Annotated in this window: 14 protein-coding genes; 5 read left to right on the forward strand and 9 right to left on the reverse strand. The window is 57.6% G+C overall.

Going from position 1 to position 12,498, the window contains the following annotated elements; translation table 11 throughout:
• Positions 1 to 12 precede the first annotated feature (12 nt).
• Together RSK20926_RS17340 and RSK20926_RS17345 are read left to right on the forward strand one after the other, a co-directional pair.
• A complete protein-coding gene (locus RSK20926_RS17340) occupies positions 13 to 2,376 on the forward strand; it encodes a xanthine dehydrogenase family protein molybdopterin-binding subunit (protein WP_008208704.1) in 2,364 nt (787 codons plus the stop codon).
• A 92-nt stretch (positions 2,377 to 2,468) separates the two neighbouring features.
• The gene (locus tag RSK20926_RS17345) at positions 2,469 to 3,245 is read left to right on the forward strand and encodes an FAD binding domain-containing protein (RefSeq protein ID WP_008208705.1); all 777 of its coding nucleotides are present in this window, start codon (positions 2,469 to 2,471) and stop codon (positions 3,243 to 3,245) included.
• Between the two features lie 77 nt (positions 3,246 to 3,322).
• Here RSK20926_RS17345 and RSK20926_RS23375 read toward each other — a convergent pair whose 3' ends face one another.
• Both RSK20926_RS23375 and infC read right to left on the reverse strand, forming a co-directional pair.
• Positions 3,323 to 3,934 carry a methyl-accepting chemotaxis protein gene (locus RSK20926_RS23375; protein WP_008208706.1) on the reverse strand — a complete coding sequence of 204 codons (612 nt, stop codon included), beginning with the start codon at positions 3,932 to 3,934 and terminating at the stop codon, positions 3,323 to 3,325.
• Between the two features lie 209 nt (positions 3,935 to 4,143).
• Entirely contained in the window at positions 4,144 to 4,746 is a 603-nt protein-coding gene (gene infC / locus RSK20926_RS17355) for a translation initiation factor IF-3 (RefSeq protein ID WP_008208707.1), read from the reverse strand.
• 288 nt (positions 4,747 to 5,034) lie between these two features.
• Between infC and RSK20926_RS17360 the strand changes: the two genes are divergently transcribed.
• The gene (locus tag RSK20926_RS17360) at positions 5,035 to 5,805 is read left to right on the forward strand and encodes a hypothetical protein (protein ID WP_008208711.1); all 771 of its coding nucleotides are present in this window, start codon (positions 5,035 to 5,037) and stop codon (positions 5,803 to 5,805) included.
• A gap of 218 nt (positions 5,806 to 6,023) precedes the next feature.
• On the forward strand, positions 6,024 to 6,359 hold the full coding sequence (locus RSK20926_RS17365) for a GFA family protein (protein ID WP_232281923.1): 336 nt from the start codon (positions 6,024 to 6,026) through the stop codon (positions 6,357 to 6,359).
• Positions 6,360 to 6,534: 175 nt separating this feature from the next.
• Here the strand turns inward: RSK20926_RS17365 and RSK20926_RS17370 are convergent, their stop codons facing one another.
• From RSK20926_RS17370 to cobA, 6 genes are all read right to left on the reverse strand, one after another.
• On the reverse strand, positions 6,535 to 7,401 hold the full coding sequence (locus RSK20926_RS17370; RefSeq protein WP_008208713.1) for a ferredoxin--NADP reductase: 867 nt from the start codon (positions 7,399 to 7,401) through the stop codon (positions 6,535 to 6,537).
• Positions 7,402 to 7,542: 141 nt separating this feature from the next.
• The gene (locus RSK20926_RS17375; protein WP_037255617.1) at positions 7,543 to 7,944 is read right to left on the reverse strand and encodes a DUF934 domain-containing protein; all 402 of its coding nucleotides are present in this window, start codon (positions 7,942 to 7,944) and stop codon (positions 7,543 to 7,545) included.
• Between the two features lie 5 nt (positions 7,945 to 7,949).
• Entirely contained in the window at positions 7,950 to 8,720 is a 771-nt protein-coding gene (locus tag RSK20926_RS17380) for a phosphoadenylyl-sulfate reductase (RefSeq protein WP_008208715.1), read from the reverse strand.
• 3 nt (positions 8,721 to 8,723) lie between these two features.
• Entirely contained in the window at positions 8,724 to 10,388 is a 1,665-nt protein-coding gene (locus RSK20926_RS17385) for a nitrite/sulfite reductase (protein ID WP_008208717.1), read from the reverse strand.
• Positions 10,381 to 10,689 (reverse strand): DUF2849 domain-containing protein, encoded by a 309-nt coding sequence (locus tag RSK20926_RS17390; protein ID WP_008208719.1) that lies wholly within the window; start codon positions 10,687 to 10,689, stop codon positions 10,381 to 10,383. The genes RSK20926_RS17385 and RSK20926_RS17390 overlap by 8 nt, the downstream gene beginning before the upstream one ends.
• Complete coding sequence (gene cobA, locus RSK20926_RS17395; RefSeq protein ID WP_050773115.1) at positions 10,689 to 11,495, reverse strand: uroporphyrinogen-III C-methyltransferase; 807 nt, start codon at positions 11,493 to 11,495, stop codon at positions 10,689 to 10,691. Before cobA ends, RSK20926_RS17390 begins: the two co-directional genes overlap by 1 nt.
• Positions 11,496 to 11,653: 158 nt before the next feature.
• Between cobA and RSK20926_RS17400 the strand changes: the two genes are divergently transcribed.
• Complete coding sequence (locus RSK20926_RS17400) at positions 11,654 to 12,118, forward strand: Lrp/AsnC family transcriptional regulator (protein ID WP_008208723.1); 465 nt, start codon at positions 11,654 to 11,656, stop codon at positions 12,116 to 12,118.
• Between the two features lie 157 nt (positions 12,119 to 12,275).
• Here RSK20926_RS17400 and RSK20926_RS17405 read toward each other — a convergent pair.
• Positions 12,276 to 12,498, reverse strand: a 223-nt coding sequence (locus RSK20926_RS17405) for a cytochrome P450 (protein ID WP_008208725.1), incomplete at its 5' end; no start/stop codon positions are given.

Here is a 12,498-nt window from a genome sequence, read left to right on the forward strand (position 1 = left end):
GAGATTTGAGACATGCCAAAAGATAGTGGTATTGGCGCCAGCCCCAAGCGGCGCGAGGATGCAAGGTTCCTGACCGGAACCGGGAATTATACAGATGACATCAATCTGAATGGCCAAGCCTATGTGCATTTTCTGCGCTCGGATATGGCCCATGGTAAGCTGAACGGGGTTGATACTTCGATCGCTGCTGAAATGCCCGGCGTTGTTCGCATTTTCACAGGCGTGGACTTTGAAGGGGTTGGAGGCATACCCTGCGGCTGGCAGGTGACGGACCGTCATGGTGAGGTGATGCAAGAGCCCGCCCACCCGGTTCTGGCTCAGGGTAAAGTACGACACGTTGGGGAGGCGATTGCAGCTGTGGTGGCAGAAACGCCCGATCAGGCTCGCAATGCAGCCGAAGCGATCGAGCTTGACATTGAAGAGCTGCCCGCCGTTGTCGACATGAAAGCGGCACTCGCTGAAGGCTCCACCAAGGTGCATGACGATCTCACCTCAAACCTTTGCTACGACTGGGGCTTTGTTGAGGAAAACAAAGGCGCGGTGGACGAGGCCTTTGCCAATGCCGCCCATGTGACAACGCTGGAGCTGGTCAACAACCGCCTTGTGGCCAACCCGATGGAACCACGTGTGGCGGTGGGTGATTTCAACCGCGCCACTGGCGACAGCACGCTTTATACCACTTCACAGAACCCGCATGTGATCCGCCTGCTGATGGGGGCCTTTGTGCTGGGGATCCCTGAGCACAAGCTGCGCGTGATTGCGCCGGATGTGGGCGGGGGCTTTGGTTCCAAGATCTTCCATTACGCGGAAGAGGCTTTTTGCACCTTTGCGGCAAAGGCGGTCAATCGGCCGGTCAAATGGACTTCGAGCCGCTCGGAAGCCTTTGTCAGTGATGCCCATGGTCGCGACCATGTGACCAAGATTGAACTTGCACTGGATGCGGCGAATAACTTCACCGCGCTGCGCACCGATACCCATGCCAATATGGGGGCCTATCTCTCGACCTTCGCGCCCTCGGTTCCGACCTGGCTGCATGGCACGCTGATGGCTGGGAACTATAGGACCCCTCTGATCTATGTGAACGTGAAGGCCGTCTTCACTAACACTGTTCCGGTGGATGCCTACCGTGGCGCGGGTCGGCCTGAAGCCACTTTCCAGCTGGAGCGGGTCATTGACAAGGCCGCGCGGGAACTGGGTGTTGATCCCATTGCCCTGCGCCGCCAGAACTTTATCACCGAGTTCCCCTATGCCACCCCGGTGGCGGTGGAATATGATACCGGTGACTACAACGCCACCATGGATAAGCTGGAGGAGATCGCCGATCTTGCGGGCTTTGCCGCGAGGCGGGCCGAGAGCGAAGCCAAGGGCAAACTTCGCGGCCTGGGGGTGAACTGCTATATCGAGGCCTGCGGCATTGCACCTTCGAACCTGGTTGGACAGCTCGGTGCGCGCGCGGGGCTTTATGAAAGTGCGACCGTCAGGGTCAATGCTACCGGCGGGCTGGTGGTGATGACCGGCAGCCACAGCCACGGGCAGGGGCATGAGACCTCTTTCCCGCAGGTGATTGCTGAGATGATCGGTATCGACGAGAGCATGGTGGAGATCGTCCATGGCGATACCGCCAATACGCCGATGGGCATGGGTACCTATGGGTCCCGCTCGCTGGCAGTGGGCGGTTCTGCCATGGTGCGCGCCACAGAAAAGATTATCGCCAAGACCAAGAAGATCGCTGCCCATCTGATGGAAGCCGCTGAGGCCGACATCGAGCTGAAGGATGGGCAGTTCTCGGTTGCGGGCACGGATAAATCCGTGGCTTGGGGCGATGTAACCCTGGCGGCCTATGTGCCGCATAACTACCCGCTGGAAGAGATCGAGCCGGGCCTGGAGGAGACCGCCTTTTATGATCCGGCCAACTTCACCTATCCCGCAGGCGCCTATGCCTGCGAGGTTGAGGTGGATCCGGATACCGGCAAGGTCAGCATCGAGCGTTTTGCGGCGGCGGATGACTTTGGCAATATCGTCAACCCGATGATTGTGGACGGTCAGGTCCATGGCGGGCTAGGCCAGGGCATTGGCCAGGCGCTGCTGGAAGCGGCGGTCTATAATGACGACGGGCAGCTCCTGTCGGCCTCCTTCATGGACTATGCCATGCCGCGCGCTGATGATCTGCCTTTCTATCAGGTGGATCATTCCTGCCAGACCCCCTGCACCCATAACCCCTTGGGCGTAAAGGGCTGCGGCGAGGCCGGCGCCATCGGCTCCCCGCCTGCGGTGGTCAATGCGGTTGTCGATGCGCTGCAATCCGCGGGCAAGGATGTGACCCATGTGGATATGCCCTTAAGCCCATCGCGGGTTTGGGCCGCGATGCAAGGCTGAGAGGGAAGGGCGGGGGCCAGCCCCCGCACCCCCGGGATATTGTTTAGAAAGATGAAGGAGCTGGCCGGGCCAGTTCTGGAAAGGAAAACGGAATGTATAATTTCGAGTTTGAAAACCCCTCAAGCATCGCCGAAGCGGTTGCAGCCTTGGCAGAAGAGGAGGCCCAGGCGCTGGGCGGCGGCCAGACCCTGATCCCGACGCTGAAACAGCGTCTGGCTATGCCCTCGAAACTGGTGAGCCTTGCAGGCATCGCCGAAATGAAGGGGGTTTCTATCGCCGACGGGATGCTGACAATCGGCGGCGGCGCAACCCATGCAGAGGTAGCGGCCGAGGCCTGCCCGCCGCTGGCGGCATTGGCCGGGCAGATTGGCGATCCGGCGGTGCGCAACCGCGGCACCATTGGCGGCAGCCTGGCCAATAACGATCCCGCCGCGGACTACCCGGCCGCAATGCTGGCACTGAAATCCACCATCGTGACTAACAATCGAGAGATTGCGGGCGACGATTATTTCCAAGGCCTGTTTGAGACTGCTCTGGAAGAAGGGGAGATCATCACATCGGTACGTTGTGAAATTCCCGAGGGCGCAAATTACCAGAAGTTCGTTCAGCCCGCCTCCCGTTTTGCATTGGTTGGGGTGTTTGTTGCCAAATATGCTGATGGGGTGCGCGTCGGCGTGACCGGAGCCTCAGAGGAGGGAGCCTTCCGTTGGGATGAGGCCGAAGTGGCTTTGAATAGCAATTTCAGCGCAGCTGCGCTGGAGGGGCTTGCACTGGATGCAGAGGGAATGATGGCTGACATTCATGGAAGCAAAGCCTATCGCGCTCATCTGGTTGGGGTGTTGACCAAGCGTGCTGTCTCGGCTGTTTGAAACGGCCCAACAAAGAGAAATGGTCTTGTCGCATGCTATGCGGCAGGACCATTTGTGTTTTCGGCTGGTGATATACGTTACTTTTTTAGAAGGCTGGCAATATTGTCGAGGATGCCTTGCGTCTTGCCCGCAAGGTCGCGGATTTCAGAGGCAATAACAGTAAAGCCTTTGCCAAGTTCCCCAATGCGGGCCGCTTCAATAGAGGCATTGAAAGCGATGAGCTGAATATTCTTGCCCGCCGCTTCGGCGCTGGTAATGGCTTGCAGCATCTTGTCCTGGCGGTTGGCCTCCAGCTGTTTCTGGCTTTCAAGCAAATGAGAGGTCAGTTCTTTCAGAAATTTTGAGATCTGAGGCTCCAGCTGATAAAGGCAGTGTTCTGCAAAATCACGGCTTTGCTCGTGTTGGTCGACCTTGAGGGACTGGACGAGAGGTGTCATGGCCTTGATGCAATCTTGTCGCTGTGTCTCCAAGGCTTCTGGGAGGCTATGTTGATTGGATTTCAACATGGCCGGCAGCTTGCTTTCTAACATCTCTTGCGCTTCGCCTACACGATCCTGCGACAGTTTCAGTGCTGTCTGCGCGTCTTCTGTGGTTTCTTTGTCTTTCAGTACCAAGAGCGCGAGTGCGGCAATTCTTGCCGGTCCAATGGCCATGAAGGCTTTGTTTTGAATGTCATTTAAAGTTTGCATCGAAGTCCGCCAATGATGTTGCTGTATTGAGCCCTAGCAAAAGGAGGTTAACGCAAGCTCAAGAGGCGGGATTGATGCAGAGTTTGCTTGCCAAAGAACATGCAGGATTTACTCAGCATTAGATGGAGCGGCTGAGAAAACAAAAAACGCTCCTCCAAAGATATGGAGAAGCGTTGCAAAGCTTTTACGGAAACAAAGTCCGACTTGAGCTATTTTTGCGGAAGCGGGCCGATCATCATGATCATCTGACGGCCTTCCATCTTCGGCATGTTTTCAACCTTGCCGATTTCCTTGACGTCCTCGGCAACCCGCTCCAGGAGTTCCCGGCCCAGGTTCTGGTGCGCCATTTCGCGGCCGCGGAAGCGCAGTGTGACCTTCACCTTGTCGCCGTTTTCCAGGAATTTGAAAACGTTCCGCATCTTTACTTCGTAGTCGTGAGTGTCGGTGTTCGGGCGGAACTTGACCTCTTTGACTTCGATGATCTTCTGCTTCTTGCGGGCTTCGCTCTCGCGTTTCTGCTGTTCGTATTTGAACTTGCCAAAGTCCATGATCTTGCAGACCGGAGGCTTCGCATTCGGCGAGATCTCTACGAGATCGAGACCAGCTTCATTAGCCAGATCCATGGCTTTGGCTGGGTGAACGACTCCGACATTCTCCCCATCGGCGCCAATCAGGCGGATTTCAGAGGCGCGAATCTTTTCGTTGGTGCGCGGGCCAGTGTCTCGTTGCGGCGGCGCATTATGTGGTCTGCGGGCTATGGCTTTAATCCTTTGATGATTGCCGTTTTCGAGCCCGGAACTTAAACGGAACAACGTCGGCTTTCAAGCGGCAACCGGAGTTGCAGTGGGGGTTTTCCGGGGGCGTTGCGCGAATACTAGTGGTTTCAGGTGAATTCAACTGCAGTTACAGCTTTCACAGCAACTTTGAGGGTGCGCGGGGCAACTGCGCCAGGACTTGCCGACAGGGCTTTAGATTTGCGCAGGCTTTGGCTTGTGAGGTCGCGCCTCAGGATTTCCCCCTTGCTAAAGGTGCATGCAAAGCTCACCTCAGTGCGCATAACGCCCGGTATTGGGTGATGCAAAATGACATGGAGTTATGCAATGAAACCAATCGTTGTGATTTTGGGATTGGGAGCAGTGGCCGCCGCTGGGTATCTGTATTTTGAGGGGCAGCAGACCGCTCTGGCACCTGAACCCGCTGCAAATGTAAGCGAGGCACCCGCAGAGAATGCTGCTGAAGTTGCGGAAGAGTCGGTTGAAGAGGTGGCTTCTACAGAGGCAGCGGTGGAGGAAGCACTTGAGACTGCGGCGACCGAGCTTACAGAGAGTGCCGAAGCTGCGGCCGAAACTGTTGAAAACGCCGCAGAGGAACTGGCGGATGACGCCCAGGACAGGGTTCAAGAAGTTGCTGAAGAAGCGATGGAAAATGCACTTGAGACTGCAAGCGGTATTGCCACTGGAGCGGGTGAAGCCGCTGCCAATGTAGCCGAAACAGCAGGTGAGGTCGCATCCTCAGTGGTTGCGGAAGCAGCTGATACCGCTACAGAAGTAGCCAGCACCGCTGCTCAGACCGCGACTGATACTGCTAGCGCAGTTGCTGAAGCCACAAGTGAGACTGTTTCTGAAGTCGCTACGAGCGTCGCCGAAACCGGTGAGAGCACTCTGGCAAGTGCGGCGGGAGCTGCAACAGCTGTAGCGGAGTACCTGACGCCGGAGGGTTTCAACTACGACAAGGTGATCGAGTTGATCGATGCATCTAACCTTGATGATGTGAAGAAAACCCTTCTGCGCGGTACATTGGGCCAGGCAAAGGATAACCCAGAGTTGCTAGGAGGCGTTCTGGAGCAGATCAAAACGGCTTTGGGTCTGTAATCAGAGCTGCTCTGTTGGAGATTTCGAGGTCTTGGAGAGGCGCCGAAATGAGGCGTCTCTCTTTCTTTTGAGCCTTATCCTAATACTCTCCATTTTGATTGCTCATTTCATATGTTCACGATATGTTCCGCCTGGTGCAAGCAAGGAGAAAAATTGTGATTAAGGGAAGTTGCTATTGCGGCGCTGTGCGATTTGAACTGTTAAACAAGCCATCGATGATGGGAACCTGCCATTGCAGTCGTTGTCGCAAAGCAGGGGCCAGCACCATTGTCTTTGTGAAGCAGGCCGATCTTAGATGGGTCCAGGGCAGAGAGAATGTGACCCTTTTCCAGCCAGAGGCGCCTTACAAATACGGCAGATGTTTCTGTATGACCTGTGGCACCTCATTGGGGGAAATCTTGTCGCAAGAAGACAGCTTCCCCATCGCCGCCAATGCGCTGGACGAAGATATTGGTCTGAAGGTTCAGTTTCATGAGCATGTGGCGGAGAAACCAGACTGGTACGAGATCTGTGATGAGGCGCCGCAATCTGAAGTGCATCCCGAACAGGCCTAAGGAAAGCAAATGCGCTAAATAGGCCGCTGTCACCGCAACGCAGCCTGCTCTCTCCGCTAATTTGTCCCATATTCAGGCTGGAATCACGCAGACATACTGTTCGAATGTCATGTGCAAACAAAAAAGAAAGCCGGGCAGATGCGGCCCGGCTTTCTTATCAGAAGTCTCTGTGCGATCAGTCCAGGAAAGCCTTTTCCACAACAAAATGCGCAGGCTTGGAGTTAGCGCCTTCTTCGAGGTTGTAGGTGTTTTCAAAGAGATCCTTGAGCTCCAGGTTGAAGGCCAGGTTACCGCAGATCATGGCGCGGTCGCTTTCGGGGTTCAGCGGTGGCACGCCCAGATCCTCAAAGGCTTCGCCCGAGCGCATCAGATCGGTGATGCGGCCCATCTTGGCGCTCTCTTCGCGGGTCGTGGTCGGGTAGTATTTGATCTTCTTCCAGAAGCCCTCGCCGATCACCTCGTTCAGGAGCTCGTCGTCCTTCAGGCTCTCGATCAGTTCGCGGCCATAGGTCAGCTCACCCGCTTCGCGGCAGGTATGAGTGATGATCACCTCGTCGAATTTCTCATAGGTCTCGGGTTCACGCAGCAGCGAGGCAAAGGGCGCAAAGCCGGTGCCGGTGGCAAAGAACCAGATCCGCTTGCCCGGAACCAGCGCGTCATGCACCAGGGTGCCGACTGGTTTGGGACGCAGGATAATTTCATCGCCGGGCTGGATGTGCTGCAGCTTCGAGGTCAGCGGGCCATCCTGCACCTTGATCGAGTAGAACTCCATTTCCTCGTCCCAGGAGGGGGAAGCGATGGAATAGGCGCGCAGAAGCGGCTTTTGCTTGCCGGTCTTGGGATCTGGATCATTCATCAGGCCGATCATCACGAATTCGCCGGAGCGAAAGCGCAGGGAGGCCGGACGCGTGCAGCGGAAGGAGAACAGCCGGTCCGTCCAGTGCTTAACCTCGGTTACGGTTTGGGCGTCGGGCAGCGTAGGCACTGCTTTGGCCGGCTTTTGGTCGGTGGCGGTGTCGGTCACAGAAGTCATCTCGTTCATCGATAGCACTGCCGGTGTTAAAGACCGGCACCTCTGATTAATCTTTGATTCAGGTCAGGGAAAGCCCGGAAAGCGCAAAGCCGCAGCACTTTGGCTGTGACTTTGCGGCAAAGGCATCCCAATGAAGTCGAAAAGCTGGCGTCAGGAGGCAGCAGTGCTGCCGCGCAGGCGGGCTTGGTAGTTATGGGAGGTCCAGGCAGAGCGCGCAAGCCATTGCTCCTGTGGTTGGCGGGCCGCGAGTTCTTCGCTGATCTCCACCTCATCAAAACCCGTGCGGCGTGCCATGGCGTATTGATCTGCCAAGACATGACCATGGGCCCGCAGGCGACCGTTGTAGCCCATGAGACGCAGCTGGCGCGCCAGGGTAAAGCCACGCCCATCAGCAAAGCTGGGGAACGCGATGCGGACCAATTCCACCCCGGCGATCTGCCCGGCCAGGCTGGCGGGATCAGTGTCAGAGGTGAGGTTCAGGACAGTCTCGGCTTCAAAACCAGCGGTCCATGTTTCCGGGCCAAAACCCGCGTCAGTCACAATTACAGTCATATCACTCATGCTCCTGTGCGGACAAATTGGCCATTGACCACGTGAATGCCGCATTCTTCTTTGCTTTGGTCCCGCCAGCGGCCCGCACGCGGGTCTTCACCGGGCTGCACCGGCGAGGTGCAGGGGGCGCAGCCAATCGAGGGGTAGCCCTTGGCGACCAGCGGATGGCGGGGCAGGCGATTTTCATCCATATAGGCGCGTACATCTTCCGGCGCCCAATGGGCCAACGGGTTGATCTTGAGGCGACCGGTTGGGCCATTGGCCTCCATTTCGACCTCAAAGAACTCAAGCGCCGCTCGGGTTCCAGCCTGAAAACGCTTACGGCCGGTGATCCAGCCGTCAAATTCCGACAAAGCCCTCTGCAGCGGTGCGGTCTTGCGCAGGGCACAGCAGGCATCGGTGTCGCTAAAGCGCAGAGCGCCATAGGGGTCCTTTTCAGCGATATCGGCGGCGCGAATAATCTGCACATTGCGCAGGCCCAGACGCTCGCTCACCTCCTGCTGATAGATCAGCGTCTCGGTGAACAGAAGCTCTGTATCGATAAAGATCACCGGCACCATCGGGTCGATGACCGCGGCCATATGCAACAGGACGACTGATTCCGCTCCGAAGCTGGAGACAAGCGCGATGTGCCCTGCATCGTTGAGGGCGCCTTCCATCACGGCGGTGGCCGAATGATGGCGAAAGCGCGCATTCAACGCATCAGCTTTGGCTTTGAGGCTTTCAAAAACCTCTGCGTTTTGCTCTGGGGTTGTACCTTGGGCAAACTGTACCATGATCTACGCCACCTTTTTCTGAGCCTCGGGATACAGGGCCGCTTTGAAGGGCTCCATGCCGAGGCGGCGGTAGGTTTCGAGGAAGGTTTCCTCGTCGCCCTGGCGCAGGCTCAGATAGGTCTGAACGATGCGCTCTACCGCGGGGATGATTTCGTCATATGCAAAACCGGGGCCGGTCCGGGTGCCGATGGCCGCGGTCTCTGTCGCATCACCGCCGAGGGTGATCTGGTAGTTTTCGACGCCCGCACGGTCCAGACCGAGGATGCCGATATGCGCGACGTGGTGGTGACCACAGGCATTGATGCAGCCAGAGATCTTGATCTGCAGGTGTCCAATGTCATGCTCCAGTTTCAGATCATCAAAACGCTGTGCCAGCTCCTGTGCGACAGGGATCGATCGGGCAGTTGCCAGAGCGCAGTAGTCCATGCCGGGGCAGGCGATGATATCGGAGATCAGGCCGATATTGGCGGTGGCCAGCTCGTGCTCTTTCAGACGGGCGTGGATTGCGGGCAGGTCCGATTTATGGACGTGCGGGATGATCACGTTCTGCTGGTGGCTGATGCGCAGCTCATCATAGCCAAATTCTTCGGCCAGATCCGCCATCACCCGCATCTGTTCTGCGGTCGCGTCGCCAGGAGTGGCGCCATGTTTCTTGATCGAGACGGTTACGATGGCGTGTTCGCCGTCGCGGTGCTCGGCCAAATTGGTATCGGCCCAGGCCCGGAAGACCGGGTCCGCATCATAGGCCGCACTATAGGCCGCAATAGACCCCTGGCGGAACGCAGGTGCCGCAAAATGGGTTTTGATCTCCGCCAAAAGCAGCTGGTCGGTGCCGTCGAACTCTTTGCGGCGCGCTTCAAAGTGTTCTTCCACCAGCTCGCGGTACTTCTCGATACCGTTCTCCTGAACGGTGATCTTGATCCGGGCTTTGTACTTGTTGTCACGGCGCCCCAGCACGTTATAAACCGCCAGCACGGCTTCTAGATAGGGCAGGAGGTCCTCTTTGGGTAGGAAGTCCCGCAGCACTTTGCCCACCATGGGCGTGCGACCCAAGCCGCCACCGACGATGACCTCAAAACCGATCTCGCCGTTCTGCTGCACCATCCGCAAGCCCACGTCATGGGCCTTGACCACGGCGCGGTCATTGGGGCTGCCGGTAATGCCGATTTTGAACTTGCGGCCCAGGAATTGGAATTCGGGATGATCAGTGGACCACTGGCGGATCAGCTCCGCGTAGGGGCGCGGATCGGTCAGCTCATCGGCAGCGGCACCGGCGAAATGGTCGGCGGTGGTGTTGCGGATGGTATTGCCCGAGGTCTGGATCGCATGCAGCCCGACCTCACCCAGCGCATCCAGCATGTCGGGGATGTCGCGCAGCTTGGGCCAGTTGTACTGGATGTTCTGGCGGGTGGTGAAATGGCCGTAGCCCTTGTCCCACTTCTCAGCCAAGAGCGCCAGCTGGCGCATCTGGGCGGAATTCAGCGTGCCATAGGGGATTGCAACCCGCAGCATATAAGCATGCAGCTGCAGATAGACGCCGTTCATCAGGCGCAGCGGCTTGAACTCATCTTCAGTGAGGGAGCCGTCGATGCGGCGCTCGACCTGGGCACGGAACTGGGCGTTGCGTTCGGCCAAGAAGGCCTCGTCAAAAGCGTTGTACTTATACATTGGCGAGTGCCTCCTGTTTGCCGTGCTGGTAGTTGGAAGGGCCTTTGCGGCGGAATTCTTCTCGGAAATGCGTCGGCTCCGGGCCATTGGGGCCTGCCTTGGCATCGGCCAGATAGGCACCGACGGTGGTCAGAGCCTGTTTTTCGGCCTCGAGCAGACGCAGCTGCGCCTCGGCCTCATCCACGATCAGCTCTGCCTCGCCCATATGGCGGGTCCAGGTGCCGTCGGCTTTGAAATAGATCACATCGCCTTCGAGCAGGTCATTGGCGGTGATGACTTTGGGCGTAAAGGGGCGGGCCATTATGCAAGCTCCATATTCAGGTCAGCGAGGGCGGCCCGGCTTTGGCGCGGGGCGAGCCCAAGGAAGGTGAGGGCGGGACCGGAGAGATCTGCATCAGCCAGATCGGCAGGCAGGCGGTCCAATGTGGTTTCCAGGACGCGCTCATCGGCGCGGGAGGCGTTTTCGATGACAGTGACCGGGGTGAAGCGGTCGGCGCCATGCATGATCAGGCGGCCCTGCACAAAGCGGGCGGATTTCTTGCCCATATAGATGGCTGCAACCTCGCCGGGGCGCGCCAGGGCGGCCCAGTCATGATCGGCAAAGCCCTTCATGTCATGGCCGGTCAGGAACCGCACCGAGGTGTTGCGCCCGCGCTGTGTCAGGCTTTGACCGATGCTGGCAACGGACGCCGAGGCGGCAGTGATGCCAGGCATGATCTGATAGGCAATCCCGGCCTCTTCGCAGGCGGTGAGCTCTTCATCCAGGCGGCCATAGATGGTGGGATCGCCGGATTTCAGACGCAGAACCTTTTTGCCGCGCAGCGCATGGGCAATCATGCGTTCGCAGATCTCGTCTTGGCTCATCTGTGGGCCAAAGCCCTCTTTGCCGACGTTCTCCAGCAGTGCCTCAGGACCGGCCAGAGCCAGCACCTCGGCACTGACGAGGCGGTCGTAGAGAATGATCTCAGCCTCTTGCAGGGCTTGCAACACTTTGAGGGTCAGTAGCCCAGGGTCGCCCGGGCCAGAGCCCGCAAAAGCCACCTGGCCAGAGACAAGGCAACACATACCGCTCAGAGTGTGAGTGGTGGCGAAAGCAGTGTGTGTCATGTTGTCGGCCATGGAGGACCTCTTTGCAGCTGTTTGACTTGAGGTTAGATATAGGAAATATTCCCGCCTTAGCGCTATATGCTGCGGCAAATAAGGAAAATCGTTCTTCCGTGCGAAGTGATCGGATAGAATGGTCCTGATTGATGAGGATTTAGAGAATGACAGTGCGGATAGACGCCACAGATCGGAAAATTTTGGCTGAGCTGCAGCGCGATGCGGGCCAATCTTTGGATGAAATTGCCAAACAAGTGGGCAGTTCCAAGACCCCAGTCTGGAATCGGATCCGCAAATTGCGCGAGGCAGGGGTGATCGGGCAGCAGACCATGGTGCTGGATGCCGAAGCGCTGGGATTTGAGGCCTGTTTCTTTGTCTTGATCCGCACCTCAGAGCATGAGGCGCAATGGCAGGCAAAGTTCCTTCAGGCCCTGCGTGACCGCGCCGAGGTGCAAGAGGCACATCGCCTGGCCGGCGATATCGACTACATTCTCAAGGTGCGGGTGCAAAATGCCCGTGCCTATGACAAGTTTTATCAGGCTTTGATCTCAGAAGTGCGGGTGCATAATGTGACTGCGCTTTTGTCGATGGAAGAGATCAAATCCACAACCATGTTGCCGCTGGATTAGTGTTCCGGAGTTGACGGCAGAGAAGGTTAAAGGAGTGCTTCAAGGGGTGGTCCGCCCCTGAAGACGCCTGTTTGGTTCTCCGGGATTGGGTTCCGCGTCAAGGGCGAGCCCTGCTGCGTAGGGGCGCAGGGCGCCCCTTGACCCATAGTTTTGGCCCTCAGGTGGTCACCATCAACCGGGTCAATCCGTGGAAATGATAGCTGTTGCTATACTCCGGATCTGCCGCAAGTTTCAGGCTAGGGCAGCGCTCAAACAGGATTGGCAGTGCTATCTGCATCTCCAATCGGGCCAATGGGGCGCCGACACAGAAATGCAAGCCGCCACCAAAGGCGGTATTGGTGCGCGCTGGCCGTGTTGGATCAAAGAGCTCCGGGTCGTCT

It is taken from the genome of Roseobacter sp. SK209-2-6, assembly GCF_000169455.1.
GTDB lineage: Bacteria > Pseudomonadota > Alphaproteobacteria > Rhodobacterales > Rhodobacteraceae > Pseudophaeobacter.